Source organism: Clostridium fungisolvens (assembly GCF_014193895.1).
In the GTDB taxonomy this organism is placed as follows: Bacteria; Bacillota; Clostridia; order Clostridiales; family Clostridiaceae; genus Clostridium_AR; species Clostridium_AR fungisolvens.
This window is the reverse complement of sequence record NZ_BLZR01000001.1, coordinates 1,767,740-1,787,900: the sequence shown is the minus strand read 5'-3', so window position 1 is coordinate 1,787,900 and position 20,161 is coordinate 1,767,740. Positions and strand designations below refer to the sequence as shown.

16 protein-coding genes are annotated in these 20,161 nt (G+C 34.4%); 5 read left to right on the top strand and 11 right to left on the bottom strand.

From position 1 onward, the window contains the following. Positions 1–18 precede the first annotated feature (18 nt). Both bsdtw1_RS07485 and bsdtw1_RS07480 read right to left on the bottom strand, forming a co-directional pair. Positions 19–849 (bottom strand): SDR family oxidoreductase, encoded by an 831-nt coding sequence (locus bsdtw1_RS07485; RefSeq protein ID WP_183276966.1) that lies wholly within the window; start codon positions 847–849, stop codon positions 19–21. Positions 850–1,323: 474 nt separating this feature from the next. Then, entirely contained in the window at positions 1,324–1,911 is a 588-nt protein-coding gene (locus bsdtw1_RS07480; protein WP_244638123.1) for a TetR/AcrR family transcriptional regulator, read from the bottom strand. A 207-nt stretch (positions 1,912–2,118) separates the two neighbouring features. Between bsdtw1_RS07480 and bsdtw1_RS07475 the strand changes: the two genes are divergently transcribed. The 3 genes from bsdtw1_RS07475 (at position 2,119) to bsdtw1_RS07465 (ending at position 5,098) form a co-directional block, all read left to right on the top strand. After that, positions 2,119–3,015, top strand: a complete 897-nt coding sequence (locus bsdtw1_RS07475; protein WP_183276964.1) for a carbohydrate kinase family protein — start codon at positions 2,119–2,121, stop codon at positions 3,013–3,015. Between the two features lie 82 nt (positions 3,016–3,097). Continuing rightward, positions 3,098–3,730, top strand: a complete 633-nt coding sequence (locus bsdtw1_RS07470; RefSeq protein ID WP_183276963.1) for a CPBP family intramembrane glutamic endopeptidase — start codon at positions 3,098–3,100, stop codon at positions 3,728–3,730. A gap of 804 nt (positions 3,731–4,534) precedes the next feature. After that, a complete protein-coding gene (locus bsdtw1_RS07465) occupies positions 4,535–5,098 on the top strand; it encodes a flavin reductase family protein (protein WP_183276962.1) in 564 nt (187 codons plus the stop codon). A 311-nt stretch (positions 5,099–5,409) separates the two neighbouring features. Here the strand turns inward: bsdtw1_RS07465 and bsdtw1_RS07460 are convergent, their stop codons facing one another. Continuing rightward, the gene (locus tag bsdtw1_RS07460) at positions 5,410–6,318 is read right to left on the bottom strand and encodes a ketopantoate reductase family protein (protein WP_183276961.1); all 909 of its coding nucleotides are present in this window, start codon (positions 6,316–6,318) and stop codon (positions 5,410–5,412) included. Between the two features lie 149 nt (positions 6,319–6,467). Between bsdtw1_RS07460 and bsdtw1_RS07455 the strand changes: the two genes are divergently transcribed. Beyond that, complete coding sequence (locus tag bsdtw1_RS07455; RefSeq protein ID WP_183276960.1) at positions 6,468–7,019, top strand: TetR/AcrR family transcriptional regulator; 552 nt, start codon at positions 6,468–6,470, stop codon at positions 7,017–7,019. Between the two features lie 57 nt (positions 7,020–7,076). On the opposite strand, the gene bsdtw1_RS07450 is transcribed toward bsdtw1_RS07455, so the two are convergent. The 3 genes from bsdtw1_RS07450 to bsdtw1_RS07440 form a co-directional block, all read right to left on the bottom strand. Next, on the bottom strand, positions 7,077–7,223 hold the full coding sequence (locus bsdtw1_RS07450; protein WP_183279888.1) for a hypothetical protein: 147 nt from the start codon (positions 7,221–7,223) through the stop codon (positions 7,077–7,079). A gap of 274 nt (positions 7,224–7,497) precedes the next feature. Continuing rightward, a complete protein-coding gene (locus tag bsdtw1_RS07445; protein WP_183276959.1) occupies positions 7,498–11,076 on the bottom strand; it encodes an ABC transporter permease in 3,579 nt (1,192 codons plus the stop codon). Between the two features lie 4 nt (positions 11,077–11,080). Then, a complete protein-coding gene (locus tag bsdtw1_RS07440; protein WP_183276958.1) occupies positions 11,081–11,782 on the bottom strand; it encodes an ABC transporter ATP-binding protein in 702 nt (233 codons plus the stop codon). Between the two features lie 153 nt (positions 11,783–11,935). Here bsdtw1_RS07440 and bsdtw1_RS07435 point away from each other — a divergent pair, with 153 nt between their 5' ends. Further along, on the top strand, positions 11,936–12,511 hold the full coding sequence (locus tag bsdtw1_RS07435; protein ID WP_183276957.1) for a TetR/AcrR family transcriptional regulator: 576 nt from the start codon (positions 11,936–11,938) through the stop codon (positions 12,509–12,511). 306 nt (positions 12,512–12,817) lie between these two features. Here bsdtw1_RS07435 and bsdtw1_RS07430 read toward each other — a convergent pair whose 3' ends face one another. The 5 genes from bsdtw1_RS07430 to bsdtw1_RS07410 form a co-directional block, all read right to left on the bottom strand. Further along, complete coding sequence (locus tag bsdtw1_RS07430) at positions 12,818–16,534, bottom strand: 5'-nucleotidase C-terminal domain-containing protein (protein ID WP_183276956.1); 3,717 nt, start codon at positions 16,532–16,534, stop codon at positions 12,818–12,820. Positions 16,535–16,959: 425 nt separating this feature from the next. Beyond that, on the bottom strand, positions 16,960–17,325 hold the full coding sequence (locus bsdtw1_RS07425; RefSeq protein ID WP_183276955.1) for a hypothetical protein: 366 nt from the start codon (positions 17,323–17,325) through the stop codon (positions 16,960–16,962). Between the two features lie 562 nt (positions 17,326–17,887). After that, on the bottom strand, positions 17,888–18,829 hold the full coding sequence (locus tag bsdtw1_RS07420) for an AEC family transporter (protein ID WP_183276954.1): 942 nt from the start codon (positions 18,827–18,829) through the stop codon (positions 17,888–17,890). Between the two features lie 65 nt (positions 18,830–18,894). Then, positions 18,895–19,554 carry a YczE/YyaS/YitT family protein gene (locus bsdtw1_RS07415; RefSeq protein WP_183276953.1) on the bottom strand — a complete coding sequence of 220 codons (660 nt, stop codon included), beginning with the start codon at positions 19,552–19,554 and terminating at the stop codon, positions 18,895–18,897. Then, positions 19,554–20,120, bottom strand: coding sequence for a DJ-1 family glyoxalase III (locus tag bsdtw1_RS07410; protein ID WP_183276952.1), 567 nt, complete (start codon positions 20,118–20,120; stop codon positions 19,554–19,556). The genes bsdtw1_RS07415 and bsdtw1_RS07410 overlap by 1 nt, the downstream gene beginning before the upstream one ends. Positions 20,121–20,161: the final 41 nt, after the last annotated feature.

Sequence of the window (20,161 nt, the reverse complement as noted above, 5' to 3'; positions counted from 1 at the left end):
AGTTAACATTGTCCCTAATTATTTTTCGAAGTAGTGTCCATGTTCAAGATCCTCCATAAGGCTAGGATTCTCTGGTTTCCAACCTAAGAGCTCTTGAGTCTGTACACTGGACCTTGCTAGATCAAGGGCTGCGATAGCACCTAAAAAACCTAAGTGAGCCGTTGCCTCTTCAGGTGTAATACTAACTACTGGTAAGTTCAGATGACGACCAATTGCAGTTGCGATATCACGGAACGGTATGCCCTCGTCTCCAACCCCATCCAGTCTTGATCCTGCAGGAGCAGATTCCAATGCCAAGCGGAAAAGTCTTGCCGCATCTAGACGATGTACAGCTGGCCAGCGGTTTAACCCGTCGCCGATGTAAGCAGAGAAACCTTTTTCACGTGCTATATTAATTAATCTTGGAATAAATCCCTTATCTCCATCACCATGTACAGATGTTGAAAGCGACACTACAGAAGCCCTAACTCCACGCTTTGCAAGCTCCAAAGTAGCGTTATCTGATGCAGTACCATTTGCGTGGGCTGTAGTTAAAAATGGCTTTCCAGTGCCCTCAAGTACTTCCCCTATAGCCTGAATTGCTTGTAAATCTGTGGCAAGTGAACCGGCAAAATCCGAGAAATCGTGCTTAAATGCCAGATGAATAACACCATCTGCAATAGCAGCTCCACTACGAAGGCTATCTAGGTCATCAAGTGAACCTAGGTGCACTTCAGCTCCAGCTTCCTTTAATTTTAATGCTCCCTTATCTGAGCGTGTTAACCCAATGACTTCATGTCCAGCGTCGATGAGTTCCCTAACAACCTCAGAACCGATATACCCTGTTGCTCCTGTTACAAAAACACGCATAAAAAATCCTCCTTAAAATTTCCGAATTAACATTACTAGTTACATTTATTATTATTTGTAACTCATTGTTTTAATAATATCACATCGTATTACAAGTTACAATATATAATCTTTGTAACCTGTAATATTTTTTTATGACTTATTACTTAAAGTAATAACTCTTTTTCATTATGCTTTGTTTAGGCTTGCCTTCATATTGATAATCTAGTTCTATTTAAGAAAACTAAGTGACACTTCTGTTAACTATTAACGGTAATAGGAGTATCAAATATATATTCTATTTGCACTAGTTTATCTATAGATTGTTTTTAGACAATAAATAAAGCCCTCAACAATCCTACTAGGAAAGCAAGGGCTAAAAATTTAGCTTATCATATTTAGGTTTTGTAAACTATAATCAAACTTCTAGTGCTATCTATTATACAAAATGTTTTGACATAATATTGACTAGTCTTACTTCCATCTCCTACTCAATTATTTATTAGGGTTTTTAAGCCCTCTTATAAGGAGATTTACAACAGATTCTATGTTTTGTTTTCGATCAACAGCTTCAAATGAGTTTGGATGAATAAAAGCACTGGTTGCATGATATACAGCTACCGCTGCTTGCTTAGGAAATTCCACAAAAAAGATTCCCTCTTCAATTCCTTGCTCTATAACATCCTTAATACTATTTATCCCATCTTGTATACTTTTTTCTATTACATCCATTGAGCTTTGAGCCAGTTTAAGATAATTAGCAAACATTTCTGGATCATTGATGGAGCTGCGACGCTTCGCTTCCGCAAAGTCCTCAAGTAAACGAAAAAGTTTAATATCAGCAGGAGTATCTTCATTTAAAATGTCCTTTGAATAAACATGCAAGTTTGAAAGCCAACGTTCTGTAACAGCATTCCAAAGGTCAGTTTTTCCATTATAATATCTATAAAGTGCAGCATGGCTAACTTTTAATGATTTTGCTACGTCAGTAATATTCGCTTTTTCTGGCCCGAAACGGCGAATAACTTCTTCTGCTGCATTGAGTATTATTTCTTTATCTAACGAAATCTTATCCAAAGTCATTACCTCTCATAAAATGTTCTTTTTTATTTGATTTTTCAATTATATCACTGTTAGTTGTAGGTTTCAAGTTACGGTAATTGTAACCACAAGGATATGGTGAAGGTCAATTGAATTACGTCAGGTACTTTAGTTTTAATACAAACTGCATCAAAAAATGCTATACTATAATTATCCAACAAACTATTTCACATAAGCACGGAGGTAACAATGAAAAAAACACTGATTATTGGCTCTACTGTACTCGACATAATCATCAATATAGAAAAACTCCCAACTACCACTGAAGACTGTCACATAAATGGTCAAACTATGTCTATAGGTGGTTGTGCTTTTAATGTTCAGAACATAATAAATCTTTTTGATGTCCCTTATGTGTTTTGTTCACCTATCGGTACTGGAATCTATGGAGATTATGTGGCTTCACAGCTGAAAAAAATAGGATTATCACCATTTGTCCGAGTTGCAGATCAAGATAACGGGTGTTGTTATTGTTATGTTGAACCTCATGGAGAACGAACTTTTCTATCATATCACGGTGCCGAATACACTTTTGATCCTATGTGGCTTGATGGAATTAATATGGATGATTTTGACCAGGTTTACATCTGTGGACTAGAAATTGAGGAATCCACCGGCAATAAAATCATATCCTTTCTTAATAAAAACAGACATCTACAAGTTTTCTTTGCCCCTGGGCCAAGATTCTCGTTAATAGATGAAAGAAAGCTTGATGAAATTTTCAAACTTTCGCCAATTGTTCATTTAAATATGGATGAAATTCTAACCTTTACAAAAACAGCAACTTTAGAACAAGCTGTTAAGATGCTTTATTCTTTAACAAATAATTTGATTATCATAACTGATGGTGAAAACGGATCCTATCTATATGATGGTGAACACCTACAGCATGCCATGGGTATCAAAGCTAATGTTGTTGATACAATCGGTGCTGGCGATTCTCACATTGGTGCCTTCATGGCTTCTAGAAAATTTGGCTATTCCTATATAAAAAGTCTGGAGATAGCCAACCAAGTATCTGCTAAAGTCGTCGAGACAAGAGGCAGCCTTCTAACTTCTTATGTTTTTAGGCAGATAATACCATAAGACTTGAAAAATTTAATCTAACTATTAAATTTAAAACTATTATCGAAAAAAGCCATTAATATTGTTTAAGTTGAGGTAATTTATGATTAAGACTAATATAAAAATAGCCCTAATCCCTTTAATAATTATTTTAGTAGGCTCTTTAACTGCAATGATTGCTTCAAAGTATATAAATGCATGGGCATTCATTCCACTTGCCATTGTTTATTGGGTATCAATAATTGTAGTTGTAAAGCCTACAAAAAACATGCTTAAATCCTATCTTAAGAAACCTGTTTATAATTTTAAGATAAGTATAGTATCACTTATACCTGTTTTTCTTTGCGGTTTTTCATTTATATGGGGGATAAAATATATTGAAACTCCATCGTTAATTGTTATGTGGATTATATTTGCTGTTATAAATTCTTTTACAGAAGAAATTTTTTGGAGAGGTTATTTAATAGACAACCTTACATGGAAACCATCAGTGAAAGTTATATATACTACTATTTTATTCAGTTTAAGTCATCCTTTAATGTGGGGAGTTTTCTCAATAACTATTAGAAGTTATATAATGGTATTACCATTGCTAACTATGGGATTAATTTGGGGATATGTTTATCATAAAACAAAAAGTTTGAGATGGTGTATTCTTGCACATTTTCTAGTTGATATATTAAATTTATCTGTTTGGGTATTTTTAAATATCTATATTCCTCCTGTAATTAAATAGTTAGTATTAAAATAGTGTTTGTACTGAATATTGATTAAACTTCAACTCAATATTCTAATAAATTTAGTAGAAAAATATTATTACACATTGATTTAAACTATTCTTACAGTATTCACTAAATACTTACCCACAACAGTAAGTCCTTCACTCCTTACACCACAAAAAAACTCACTTACTTTATGCTTAAGATGTGAACTAGCTATTACTATAAAAAGCCTTATATTATGTATTAAATAAATGTTGTTACTGCTATCAAGTGAGACAAGCTATAAAATACCAACATTTATTTAATACATAAGTTAATACGTTAAAAATATATAAACATACAGGCTACAGTGTGTGAGATATGAGAGTTTGAGTAGTTATATTTAAGATAACTATAGAGATTTTATTAAATGGAGTTTAAGTATTAAAGTAATAGATATAAATCTTGATTTCTGTATACCCTAATTTTTTATAAAGATAATTATATAATTGTAAATAATTAAGTTAGAATGTGAAAATAAGACAACATAACTGATGAAACTAAAAAAAGATTAATATACCTTGAGAATTGAATAAGACCATAATAAAAAACACGCTGTCTTTCATTATATGTGTGAATGCTATTATGATAGCATAAAGATTACAAGGTGAGTGTAATGTACTAAAGTACACTTATTTGTTATTGTGATTGTAAGATTATTTATGGGCGTGACCTATCTATATGATAACTGGTAGAAAAGAAAAAGTCTATATTTTTTTAAATTTATCAATATAATTATTATTGTTACAAAAAATAAATAATTGAATTGGAGAAAAAATATGATAAAGAAGAAAATATCAAATATCCCTTTCGGGCCATTTATTACGGTTTTAGCAGGGTCCATGGTTAATGGAAAACCAAATTATGCTACAATAGGTGCATATGGCGTTGTAAGTGAAAAGCCTGTATTATATATTTCATTGAAAAATTCCCACTATACAACTTCAGGTGTAGTTGAAAATGGATTCTTCAGTGTAAATATACCATCCTCTGAATCTATTTATAAGACTGATCTTTGTGGATGCATCTCTGGCAATAAAGAAGATAAATCGAATGTATTTGATTCATTTTATGATGATGCAGGAAATGCACCAATGATAACAGAATGTCCTGTAAATTATCTTTGTAAAGTAATACAGACAATTCCTATATTTGATTTTACGATGTTTATTGGAGAAATTATTGCAGTATATGCGGATGAAGACTGTCTGGAAAATGGAACACCAAATGCCCTTAAGGTTAAACCAACAATTATGATGTATCCAGGATACTATGATCTAAAGGATAAAGTTGGTACATTATTTAAAACATATAGAGCCATGAATACTGATGATCCTAAGTAATTATTATTAATATAATGACCACATAGAATTTATTATCTTACGTCCTAACTTAAAATCGAATATTAGAAAGATACCGTATTATTCTTGTTTAGCATCACATAAATAAAGAAACAATGATTAATTAAAACACTGCATTATTCACAATTGAATTTTGCAGTGTTTTTACTTCACAATACAAGGATAGTATGAATTATTGTATAATTGTAAAATAACATTTTTAAATTCATAGTAAATAGCTAAAAGAAATACCTTTCTGGTTGATAATTGAAATAAAGGAATTATAAACTATATTATTATATCTATTTTCTTTTTTATGGTGTAATACCATTTTGACTTAAAAACTTCAATAAATCGTTATTGAGTTGCACAACTTCACTATTTGCACTACTGGCATAATCCGGCAACATCATATCCTTTACCATTTTAGTCCTTAACCATAGCATAAAGAAAAAATCCATAATAAAGTTTGGACATTTAAGAATTATTCTAAATATAGATGGATTAATAGATATTCCAGCTTTTTGTATTGCCCTTAAATACGCTTTTAAAGTGATTGTTATTTTGTGTGCCGTTTTTCTGGTTCTAGATGTTTCTTCGTCAATTGTCTTATTCCCAAAATATAAACCACCTAACAATGCGATGTCAGATACTGAATGTGTTATTAGATACGCTTTCATATCCTTATTAATTGTGTAGGGAAGTTTTGCTGTCTCAAATAATTTTGTGAGGTTTTCTATACGTTCTGTTACTAAACCACTAATTTCTCCAAACATAGTAGCTATTAGAAACTTTGGTGGAATCCGAGCATACAATATTCCATCTTTAATCTGCCCGCCGAAGCCAGGGAAGGCTGGTAAAAGTCTATCTCCAACAATATCTTGCCAGGTCGAAAATCCAATTGAATTGTTTGTCATCGTAACTATATTTTTGCTTTTATTGTCTTTTAGTGCTAACAACGCTGATTCAGATTTATCATAACGAACTGTAACGAAAATAAAATCATATACATCATCATTTTCAAGCTTATCAATGACATTTATTTTTATAGATTTAACTACACCTTTTTCATTATATTGTAGGCCATTTTCTTTCAATGCTTTAAATCTATTAGAACGTGCGAAAATAGTAACATCCATACCTGCTTCAACGAATTTGATTGCGTATATGCTTCCTATAACACCTGCACCAAAAATTAAAATTCTATTTTGTCTTACTGACATAAAAACACTCCTATTTATTGATAATATTTTCTCTTGATTATAAGACAACGCGTTGTATAATAGGATTGTAAATCTTTATTATAGCTTTATCAACCATCAGTTTTTCATTATTTGTTGGGTGATATTTTTGTTCATAAAAGGAGAATAAAATGAAAAAGCAACCCGAGATCACAGAGAAAACAAAGCAAGCGTTTATAGATATTTTTTGTGAATTATATAGTCAAAAGCCCATTGAAAAAATCTCGATTAAAGATATCACAAGCAAGGCTGGATATAACCGCAGCACATTTTATCAATACTTTGCTGATATTTACGAATTGTTAGACTTTGTTGAAACTGATTTATTGAATTCTATGAAAGAGTCATTGACGAATAAAGAAGCAGCTACGGATCCTATCCAAAATGCACTTCATTGTTTGGAAAATAGCGAGCATATCTCAACACTCAAGGCCTTATTGGGTGACTATGGAAGTGTTCATTTTTTAGAACGGTTGAAAAGAGAAATTCCCTTTGATAAATTAGACTTAAACTTTCTTGATTATAATTCTTTAACGCCATATTTGATTGAGTTTTACATATCAACATCACTTTCCTTATTTCGTCTTTGGATCCGACAAGGAAAGGATTTATCGGCAGAAGAATTGTTTAACTTAGTAGATAGTCTATATACAAATGGGATAACACCATATTCTAATAAGTGATGGATATATTCCTTGGAGCTACCGAAGTGAACAAGTTTTACTATTGATATGTTTCCGTTAACTATTGAATTTCTCTTCTGCTGAACTAATCATATTAGCTCTTTCATGAAGAGATCTTTCTCTCTCATAATAGATTCTCATAGCTTCTTCATCACTACTTAAGTATCCGATTTTTTGTTCAGATTTTTTTATTGCTGTATCCAAACTCATTAACTCCTTTAATAGTGAAGCAACGGCCTTTAAGTCCATTGATTTATTAAATTGGTAATAAAGATGAACCACTTCGATCCGAAGTCTATTTTTAAAACTCTCACGGGTTCTGGTGAGAGAATTTAAAAATAATAAGTTTCATTACGAAGTGGTACATCTAAAAGAAATAACTATTCCCTCAAACTATCAGTCTGAGGGAACGTAAAACACACTTCAATATTTACTTAAACCCCTTTAAACATCTAAAGATTATAATGGAATCTATTTTTTACTCAACGCTCTTTAATGCTTCCACCATGTTAATTTTTCGCAATCCCTTATTTGTGACTTTGTTTACCAATAAGGCAAAAATCAGCGTAATAACCGCAGCAATCAGATAAGATATCATGGAAACACGAACATTAAAAGCGATATTCGCAATGCTGACATTGCTCAGAATGCCATAGGTGATCCCAAACCCTGCTGGCAGACCACAAATTATACCTAATAGTGTAAGAATAAAGGTCTCCCTGTTTACGTAGGAATATACCTCTTCACGCTGGAAGCCAAGCACCTTGATGGTGGCGAGCTCCCTTTCACGCTCACTTATATTGATATTAGACAGGGTAAACAGAACTGTCAAAGCCAATACTGCTGACATGCCAATTAAGAGATAAACAACCATGTTAATAACATTATTTACTTCACTAAATGCATCAATCATTGATTGACTGCTGTTGACTTTGAGGATTCTCTCATCATCACTTAAAGCATCCAGCCACTTCTGCCCCTCTTTCTTATTTGTTAGGTTCAACAGGAAAGAGGTTCCGTTATAGTCGCCAAATGCTGCCTGGTAAGAACTTTCACTGACATACACGTAATTACCTGTATAATTTGTAGCTACGTAAGATACCTGAAAATCACGCTCCAAATTATTCTCATTTTGCATAGAAACGGTGTCTCCACTTGTTAAAGCAAGCTTTTTCGCAGCATTTTGAGTAACCACAATACCATTTTTCGGCAAGGTCATTGCTTTATGGGTTTTAGAATCATATAAATTAACAAAGTGTCCCAAATCCGAACCCTCTGGAATCACCATAACGGTAATATCCAAACTATCCCTCTTGTTTCGCAGTGTCAAGGATTTAATCTGAAGTTGCAGTGTATCCTTCACCTTTCCAGATGCCTTCCACTCATTGGCAAGAGTGTTCATTTTAACTGTATTCAAATTATCTGTCATTACAATAGCATCATATACAGTTACCCTATTGAACTGGTCAGTTGTCAGACTAACTACGCTATCCCTCACACCAAAGCCCAGCACGATAAGCATAGTACAGCCTAAGATGCCTACAATGGTCATGATAGCACGCTTCTTATATCTGAACAAGTTACGGCAGGTTACTTTATTTAGGAAATTCAGTCGTTTCCAAATGAATGGAATGCGTTCCAGTAAAATACGACTTCCTGTTTTAGGTGCTTTTGGACGCATCAGCTCTGCCGGACGATAGCGTAGCATTTCAGCACAGGAGATAGCTGTTGCACCTACAATACCCAATAGGAACATCCCAAAGCCCCCAATACCATAATAAGGATTGAAGAACAGCTGAAACTTTGGTAATGCATACAGAGTACTGGTGACAACTTCAATTACCTTAGGAAGGGCAATGAATCCAATGATGCTTCCCAAGATACCTCCAATTATGCAGGCCAGTACTGCATAGAGAATATATTTTATGCTAATCTGTAAGTTTGAATAACCTAGAGATTTATACGTACCAATTAATCCACGGTCCTCCTCCACCATGCGAGTCATGGTGGTCAGGCTAATTAGTACAGACACCAGGAAGAAAATAACCGGAAAGGCTTTGGTAACAGCTTGAATGAAGCTTATATCACTTTTAAGTCCTGCAATACTTTCGTTATAGCTCCGATCCCAGACATACCATTTCGCCATGCTGATGTCTGAAACCTTGTTCTTGGCATCCGAAAGCTTCTGTCTGGCATCTGCAATAGAATTTTGGTAGTCAGACTTATTTTTATTAAGCTCGGCCTGACCATCAATAAGTTTAGACTTAGCCTCATTAAGTTTTCTTTTAGCATCCACAAGCTTTTGCTTGCCCTCATTTATTTCTGCATACTTTTCAGCAAATTGTATATTAGCCTCAGCCTTGCAGTCATTTAGTTTCTGCTGTCCGCTTGTAAGCTGTGCTTTACTATCCTCAATTTTCTGACGGGCATCAGAAATCTGCTTCAATGCAGCAGCCTTTTGAGTTGCCAGTACCGATGAATTTTCATTAAGCAAGGTTTGGCTGTAATTCAAAGTGCCCTGAGCAACAGCAACACTTGAAAAACCAGAGATTTGCTCCTCTGTAAGAGAAGCTCCTCCCATAATAAAATCTGCAGCAAAAGCTTGAGTATCAGCTTTAAGACCTGCCATTGCAGCATTATAGGCATCGGTTTCATCCTTTGTTGGTGCCTCCACCTGTTTAATTGCTAGTAAATATGGAGCTGCCTTAACACCATCTGCAACCATATCTGCCCATACTTTTTTAACTTCTACACTGTTCCAGATCTCCTGCGCCTCTTTTGGTAGCACAGAAACTACTCCCTTTAACTGTGCATCTGCATCAGCCTTTTGTATATTAAGCGTGTTACTACTTTCCTCAAGCTTCTGTTCACTGATTGAAAACTGTTCCAATGCAGCTTTTTCCTCACTGCTTAACTTTCCTTCACCGGCCTTCAATTCTGTCCATCCCTTATCAATCTCTTTTTGGGAAGAGTTGAACTTTTCATTTGCAGATTTATCTGCAGCCGAGAGTGTCTGTTCTCCCTGTAAAAGTTTTAACTCATTGGCTTTAAGCTCCGCCTGTCCATTATTAACCTCCGTCAAGCCATCATCAATCTTTTTCTGAGCATCAGATAGCTTTTGCTCTGCATCTGTCATTTTGTCCCTAAGCAGCCCTTCAGCTTTGACAATTTTGGCATTAGCATTACCCACAACTTCATCGTATCTAGCCTTCTGTCGTTTTTCTTGAATAGTAGATTTGATTTTTGAGGTTATACTGTCTACCAGTGTTTCGTATTCCTTAGAATATCCATCTAACTTTGAAGCACCATCTAAAGTAACATAAATAGAACTATAAATATCACTTTTAATGGAGTCTGCCGTAGCATACATCATGTAAGTACTGCTGCTTGAGGAGAAGGACACAGATGAAATGCCTTTTTTAGTGTTGGAAATATCCAAAGGGCTTAAAATAATTGCAGTAATTTTGTAATTTTTCACTTTTAGTGACGGAGCTGAAGAATCACTTTCTATATTAATTCCCAAATCAGCTTTGTCATCCTTCCCACTGCCACCTGACCCTGAATCCTTAACAGCCGTCTTATCTTTATCATCTTCTGTCAGAGTAATACTGTCTCCAAGCTTCAAGCCGGTATCCTCCATAAATTTAGAGTTCACAGCAATTTGCCCTGATTTAGTTGGCAGCGCACCTTCAATTTCATAAGGTTTGTTCATGCCTTTTGGATCCAAGGTACTTAGATTTGCCAGCAGTAAGCTTCCACTGCTTTGCTGAACCTTAACATCCATACCTGGACTGCCAAATACTGAACTCACACCCTCCATTTTGGATATGGCTAAAACATCATCCCTAGTTAGTCCAAGGGTAGATACAATTTTAATGTCATAAGTGTTTTGTTTATGAAAGAAATTGTCAGCAGATTTTAGGGCATCCAGACACCCCACTGCAAATCCGGAAAACACGCCAATGCCAAGTGCCGCCATCACAGTGATTGCAATGAATCTGGACAAATTCTTTTTTAAGGTTCTTCTAATATCCTTATAAAATGCACTTTTCTTCACTGCCTCACCACTCAATCTCTGCAATATTCATAGGTTCAGCATTGACTTTCATATCAACAATTTTACCACTCTTGAACCTAATTACCTTATCTGCCATTGGAGCAATTGCGCTGTTGTGAGTGATTATAATAACAGTTATCCCATCTCTGCGGCAGGTATCCTGCAAAAGCTGTAAAATCTGCTTACCAGTCACATAGTCCAGCGCACCTGTTGGCTCATCACAAAGCAACAGTTTTGGCCTTTTTGCCAGTGCACGAGCTATTGAAACTCTCTGCTGTTCTCCACCTGAAAGCTGAGCGGGAAAATTTCCTTTTCGATCTTCAAGACCAACTTTTTCAAGAGTTTCAGCGGCGTCTAGACTGTCTTCGCAAATCTGCGCTGCTAACTCTACATTTTCAAGTGCCGTCAGATTAGGTACTAGATTATAAAACTGGAACACAAACCCAACATCAGTGCGGCGATAATTACATAGCTGTTCTTCATTCCAGTTGGCTATATCCTTGCCATCAAATATAACCTTGCCCCGTGTTACAGTATCCATGCCCCCCAGAATATTTAGTGCTGTAGTTTTACCTGCACCAGATGAACCAAGTATTACTGCCAATTCTCCCTGCTCCACAGAAAAATTCGCATCATTTAGAGCCCGTACAAGACTGTCAGTTGTGCCGTATTCTTTATACACATTTTCAAATGAAATAAATGCCATCAAATATCCCCCCTGATAGGTTTATTATAAAAAATAATCTACATCCAATCAAGCAACACTGGATAGCTATGTGTTGGATTCATCTAACACAATGTTGTCTTGCTATACTTCTTGTGTTAAAATGGGTAAAAAAGTAAGAATAGGAGCTTCACCATGAAGAAAAAAACAGGGCAAACGGAAATGACTCAGAGAAATTTTCAAGATGCCTTTTGGTTATTATATGAAAAAAAGAGTATTGATAAAATTACAGTAAAAGATATCTGCAGTTTGGCAGGATATGATCGCAGTACTTTTTACCGATATTATGCGGATGTCTATGATATACTGCACGAGCTTGAAAATCAAATTTTGGATGAAGTAGACGAATTCGTGGTACACCTTGTGAAGCAAGCCAATAACTTTGATGCGTCACAGGCCCTTCAAGCAATTTTGGGGACTTTTGCCCGTCTAAATAAATACATCATCGTGCTATTAGGCCCACACGGTGACACAGAATTCATACGCAAGATTGTAGAAAACCTTAAACCTATTTGGATAAAATATTTTTTTAGAACCAATCAGTATACTGCCGCTGAGGTTGATTTTCTCATGGAATATTACATTTCTGGCTTAATTTCAATGTACCAGAAATGGTTTTGTGATAATAATGGTGTTTCCATTGAGCGAATCATTCAGCTGAGCTACCAAACACTCCCTGATGCCACTATTTTTGAAAACTTTTATAAATAATTACGGCAATAAAGAATTCAATCTTTGTTTATCAACTGTAGAATTCCAAAGTTTTATGCAAATATCCTTATTTCAGCGTATTAGTTAGATCTCATAAAGCAAAATTCCCTCAACTTATTTGGGGTGAGGGAACATTAATTATACTTCAATATTTACTTAAAAACCTTCAAAGCCTTTGATATAAGACTATCTTTTTTTCTATCCTATCAACAGGCTCCACATGCGCTTTATGTGGAAATACACAAAAAACCACAGCACATCAATCTCACATCAATGTGCTGCAGTCTCTCTTCTTCTAACTAAGCCTTAAGCTGCTTCATCTTCATTTTTCTTTCTCTTACTAACCACAAACATTGCAGCTCCTAGTACTACTACAACTCCACCAACTCCTAAAAGTACATTTGAATCTATTGTTGATCCTGTCTTAGGAAGATTTGATATTGCTGTTGAGCTTGTTGGTGCTGTTGCTCCGTTGCCAGTGTTTGTATTACCATTATTTGAGCCACCGTTGTTTGCAGGTGCTGTTCCAGCAACTAGTGGTTTTGAATCATTTACAACTAAATGTTTTGTGCCTAGTGCTTCTAGTGCACTTGCTAGGCTGTCTCTTATTGGAATTCCTGTGTCATAAACGTTTTGTGCTCCTGTGAAGTCATATTGATCTCCACCTGTTGCCATGAAGTCATTTGTAACTACGGAGTAGGTTTTATTCATGTCTACTGGAGTTCCATCTTCTAAGAACATTGCAGTGATTCTATTTCCTGCTTTTGCATCTTTATCATAGTATACTTTTATTCCTGATACTTGAACCCAGCCTACGCTAGTGTTCATTATACCATTTTCAATTACTCTCTTTAGGTCTGAGCCTTTAAGGTTCATCTTAACTAAGGTGTTATCAAAAGGCATTACTTCGTATAGATTACCCATTGTTATCTTTCCTGCTGCTATAGAAGTTCTTAGGCCTCCGCCGTTTGTTATACCTATTTGAACTCCTACTGCTTTTCTCATAACATCAGTTACCCATTGACCAAGTAAAGATGTGCCTTCTGCGTATCTATCATGAGTTAATTCTGTATCTGTATATCCTTCTACCTTTTCAAGCTTTGGTTGAAGCTCTGCATAGTACTTATTGTAAGTAGCTTGTGCAGTTGCATCTGGAGTTATCTGTGCTTTTCTCTTATATAAACTATCTAGATTTGGTGTTATACTCTTTAGCTTTCCTGTATTTTTATCTATAACTATTGAAAGATCAGCTAAGGATCTTCCTGCATAATAAGCTTGAACCACAGGTTTGTTATTTACATAGCCGCTTACTGGATTGTGAGTATGTGATGTTATTACAGCATCTATACTGTCAACATTGCATAAACCAGTGTCTACAACTTCTCCAGTAATAATTCCCTTTGCATCTTGTGCTGCGCCTATGTGTGTAAGTGCTATAACCACATCTGCTTTTCCTTCTGGAAGGCTTCCGCTCTTTAACTTATCAGCCCATACTTTAGCTGAAGTAGCTGGATCTCTAAATTCTAATCCTGCAACGATGTCAGGTTTAGTCTTAAATGCAGTTTCTTGTGTTGTTATTCCTACAAAACCTATCTTTACTCCATCAACTGTAACCATCTTATAAGGTTTTGCCCATGCTACTGGCTCACCAGTCTTTTTGTCATAGATATTTGAAGCTAAGAAATCAAAGTTTCCATCTTTAGCCCAAGGAGCTATCTTATCTATACCCCAGTCAAATTCATGATTACCTACTGCTGAAGCTACAACTCCAAGTTGTTTTAACATTTCAGAAACTGGTGCCCCATAAGTTAAGTTTGACATAGCGCTTCCTTGATAGTTATCTCCTGCTGAAACAACTACTGTGTTTGGATTTGCAGACTTGTATTCATTTATAGCAGCAACAAACTTTGACATTCCAAGGTTCTTTCCGCTAGCACTTGTGTCTTCTGCTAAGTTTCCATGGAAGTCATTGAAGGAAACTACATCTATTATCTTATCACCATTTGGATTCATAGCTTTATTTACATCATCCATAGTAATTGCCTTACCGTTGTATTGTGCAAGAGCTATAGCACCGCTATTTATATACTTAACTGCTAAGCCTCTTTCATAAGTGTTAAAGTTGTAACCTGTTAAGCTCCAGTTATTATCACATTCTGGAGTTATAGTTCCGCCTTTAACATTTTGAATATAACTTCCTATAAGATCTCTTATTCTTCCATCACCTAGACCATTTGTCTTTTCTGATTGACCGATGATTACAGGTAAGCTATCACTTGCTGAATAAACAGTACCTGTTTTTGTAAGCTGAGTGCTTGCTCTATAGTTATTTACAGTCATGTATAATACTTCTGAATCACCTATTGCAGTACCATCAGCTTTAGTTAAATTAACTATTCTGCTTCCTGGCTGTTTTGATATATCTACTTTATACTTAACTCCATAGAACATATCATAGTTATAACCTGGTATTGCAGCATTAAAAGAAACAGTTAAATCCCCTGGCTTAAAGGTATTATAGTAGTTTGCTGACCATTCCATATACTTTTTAAGCTGTGCACCAGTTATCTTTAATACATATAGAGTATTATCAAACTGATATATATTTGCTGTATCACATTTCTTTATTTGTCCTTCTGCTATATTTTGAGTATCTTTAAACATAGCTGCAGCAGATACATCTATCTTGTGTCCTGCAATCTTCTCACCGTAATACATTTGAACTTTATTTATTAAATCAATCATAGCTGTTGGCTTAAGCTTAGCATCACTAATTCCCTTTATTTCATCCTTTGGAGCTAAATCCCCACCCTTTAAAGTTCCTATTGGTGTGTTAGCATCATCGATTGCTGTTTTATGAAAAGATTGAAGTGCTGCAGTTAAGTCTGCATCAGGCTGATAATTTACCGCAGTTTTTGTAGCCATATCGTATATTGCAGTAGTTATATCAGTTCCTTTATTTTCAATAACATACTTTCCGTTGGCATTCTTTGTAACACTTATATTTATCTGTGAAAGACTCTTATCCCATTTATTAGGTTCTACTATTACAGTTCCTTTTTGTTTAGCTTCATTGTAAGCATCTACAGTTGAAGCTTTTGTGCTTCCATCTGGTAAGGTTGCTGTAACTGCATTATTATTTAAAGTATAAATCGCATTATTATAATAATAATCCCCAGCTATTCTTGAGTGATAGTGACCTGCTATAAAAGCATCTATTTCAGGACACTGAGAAAGCACATCTATTGCTCCTGATCCTGGTTCATTGTACTCTCCAGTCTCTCCCATATGCTCTGAAGCAATTATAACATCTACATTTTGGGCTTTAAGTTCTGCTATTGCATTTTTTGTCTCATCGATTGGATTAGTTACCTTGTAACCTTCTAGATTAACTGAATCCCATCTAGTTATATTTGGAGTTACCATACCTATTATTCCGACCTTAACTCCACTTCTTTCAACTATTGTATAAGGTGCTGCAAGTCTTGAACCATCTTTATTGTAAACATTACCACAAAGAGTTTTTCCTTTAAACTTACTCATAACATTTTTTAATGCTGGAACTCCGTAATTAAATTCGTGATTTCCATAGGTTAAAGTATCATATCCCATGATGTTCATGGCATCTATCATAGGATTTGATGCCCCATTGATAAATAGACTTTCTGAATTGTCTTGTATTGTGTCTCCATTGTCTATAAGAATAGTATTGTCAGGGTTTTGACTTCTAAGCTGCTTCACTGCAGTGTAAACTTGAGCTAAACTACCTGTAGTATCCGCTGCATTTATCGCGTAATCATAAGGTAAAAATCTCCCATGACTATCTGATGTGGCAAGGATCTGTAGTGTTAGCTTATCGTTACCTGCTGCTAAAAGCTGACTATTTGCATTTGTACTGATAGCTTGTTCACTTTTGTTAGTGGTGTCTGCCATGACATTTATCGGACCGATCATACTAAATGTCATCACTGTAGACAATGCCAGAGTAATAAATCCCTTAACTTTTCTGATAGAATTTAACATTTTCTCCCCCTACTTTTCCTAGTTTCTGAATATCCAATTAGTGGACATCCTATTCTAGTATATTTTGGACATGCTCCTAAAATACATATTACAGAAATTTACAGTGATTTTCTTTCCATATTATGTTAAATATTGTTAATTATCCTTAATGTATTTCTATTAAAACATTAAGAAAGCGATTACATTTTTATCATTATTATTATTTTGTTACAAGAAAAAATATTAATACTATATTTTTAAACATTTAAATGTAGACCTCATTTTAAATCGTATTGAAATAATAAAAAAGGTAAAATAGATTATTTCTCTATCTTACCTTTTTTTTAGCTGATTCCAAATCTCTTTTTGCATATACAAACCACTCTTCATAAATTTTGTCATTATCCATAAAGCTTTACTCCTTCGTGGAAAATAAAGACTAAATTTTAACCTCTTCTACTAATTTCATCAGTTATGAATGCCTTCGAAATATACATCGCTTTTATTATTTTCTTAAGGCGAGTGTGCTGAGCGGTGCCCTCCGAAAGTTTTAGCTGTGCTTTTTCACATTTGCTGATGATTGAAGCTACAGGTGGTTGTGCTTTTATCAGTTCTTCTTTTGTATATTTGTCAGTTATATCTTCAGCTGTTATTAGTGTTTTTGAGATATAAAGTGCTTTTATCCTATTCTTAAGTAGTGTGTGTTGTGAAGTGCCCTCAGCAAACTTAGGCTGCATTTTTTCACAGTTACTAATAGTTGAAACTATAACCTTTAGTGCCTCTTCTAATTCTTCTCTTGTATACTTTTCCATAAAGTTATACCTCCTCAAAGTATCTAGTGTACATTCCTATACACTGATTTATTTTATACATAGACTACATATAATCTATGTGATCTATGATTTATTGCTACTGTGCATAACCCGTTAATTACTTTGTTGACAATTCATCATAAAATAAAATTGTGTCTTAAATATATATAGATTCTTTTTTATGTAATCAATTGTCAAATTTACTTATTGATACTACTCTCACATTTTTAGAAAACTTGTAACTCTTCCTTTTACTTATAAATATGTACCAGTTCGAACCGAAACCTATTTTTAAAACTCTCACGGATTCTGGTGAGAGAATTTAAAAATAATAAGTTTTCTTACAAAGTGGTACATCTAAAGATGAGCCACTTCGATCCGAAATATATTTTTAAAACTCTCACGGGTTCTGGTGAGAGAATTTAAAAATATAAATTCTATTACGAAGTGGTACATCTATAATTATAAATAAAAAATTAGATAATAAAAACATAAACCTTAAATAATAAAACCTCCCGATTTCAAAAATAGCCAATTAGGAGGATTTCATTTTAATTTTCAATTAAACTTTACTCAACAATATTATATATATAGGTAAAAAAAGTAGGGTGGCAATGGTGGTCATTGTTGTAACTATAGCAGCATATTTATGGTCTCCACCGCCAGCTTCAGCAAGTACTGAGGTTACAGACATGGCCGGCATTGCAGATTGAATGATAAATACTTTTTTCATTAACACTGGCATTACTACAGAAGAGCATAAAAAAAATACCAGCAGCGGAGAAATTACAAATCGTCCAATCACTATAAGTGACATCGACTTGTCCCATTTCATTTCCTTAAAATCAATATTGTATATAGTAATACCAATATACAACATTGATAAAGGTGTCAACATATTCCCCATATACTTAAAGGTATCCTTAAGAAACTTGGGTAAGCTGGCTTCAACAAAAATCAATATAACAGCAATAATAAATGCACATAAAGGCGGAGAAACCATCTTTTTAAGGTTTTCTTTTGAAAAAATATGGCCTTCTCTTCCACCATCTCTGCTTATTCCATAAGCCCCTATAGTCCAGAACAAGCTTACATTAGCTATAAAGTAAATGAATACAAAGGGAATACTACTGTCTCCAAAAAGTGCCACATTAACAGGCAACCCAACAAAAAGAGTATTGGAAATTGATATGGTAGCTGCAAATATTCCTCTTCTGTTTGAAGGCAGTTTAATAGCTTTGGCTATTAATGTACCTAATACATAGCATATAATCATGGATGTATAAGGTATTAATACTCCCCCGGCTAAACAAATAAGTTTTGACCTATCATAGGTGGATATTAAATTTGAAATCATATAGCCAGGTACTGCTATATTGACTACAACTTTAGAAAAGAGTTTTGCTGTTCCATCATTAAACCATCCTATGCGGCTAAAAAAGTAACCTACTGATATCATTAACAGAATGCATAATACACTTTGCATGGAATTAATTAGACTCATTTTCAATCATCCTCTCATTAGCACCTTTATTTTCCTACAGCCAAATTATGCAGCTTTTTTCATTGTTATCCTTCCACTACTTTCTTCTTCATTGATTTCATAAAAATATTTGTTAAGTTTCCAAATAAAAACGTATAAACAATTGTACCTTCACGAACAGAGATATTAGGTATTTTATATATAGATATTATACAAAGTGAAATAATTACAAAAGCTACATCTACATATACCCTTACTGTCCCAAATGGTCTATTTAATTTTGTTGAAATAGCCTTACAAAAGCCTTCGAAAGGTAAAAATGTCAAATTTGCTACCATCATTAAGCTTACTCCATAAGCCATGCATACTATACCAGACATCAATACAACAACTTTTAATCCATAATTGCCAATAGTGGTATTCGCAATAAAAGGAATGTTGTATAAATAAATATTTAAGACACTGCTGAAAAATGTTGTAGCAACTAACTGTACTGCTTGTATAGGTTTAAATTCCTTCTTTAATAAAATAATCTGTCCAACAAAGCATATGTAGTTAATAATCCCCACAACTGTACCGGTTTTCATTTTTGTAATTAATGAGATATTATAACTGATTCCAGATACTGTACTTTGTCCTAAGCTAGCTTTTATGAGCAGCGCCATACCAAAGGAGGAAATTAGTATTCCAAAAACCAGCATCAAAACTCTCTTAATTAAGCCATTTTCCCCCATCATCTTATCCATTAAAAACCGCTCTCTCTTACCATGTTGTAAAGCATACCTTGTTTTAAAACGTTACTGTCTCCCCCTAATGCATCTACTAATGCATAAGCAAAAGGTAATGTGGTGGCAGGTCCTCTGCTGGTGATTAAGTGATCATCTATTGCAACAATATCTTCTACATAATTTGCTTCTTTTAAAAGAGTAGTATATTTTTCTCCTACATATGAGGTAATAGTACGCCCCTTAATAATTCCTGCTCTTTCAAGAACCATTGGTGCCGCACATATAGCTGCAACAAATTTTTCCGGAGCTTTGTCAAAATATCTAACCAGTTCGATTACCCTTTCATCATCTCTTAAATTTGCTGCACCAGGCATTCCGCCAGGTAAAACTATCATGTCATAATCTTTAATTTCATCACTGATGATTTTATCAGCTTTTACAACTATATCATGAGACCCTTTTACCATTTCTCCAACAATACTTACAGAATCACATTGAAAACCTGCTCTTCTTAAAATATCAACTACAAATAGAGATTCTCCTTCTTCAAATCCTTCAGCTAAAAATACTGCAATTTTTTTCATCTTGATCTTCCTTTCTTTTATTTGTTTTGTTTATACTTTGA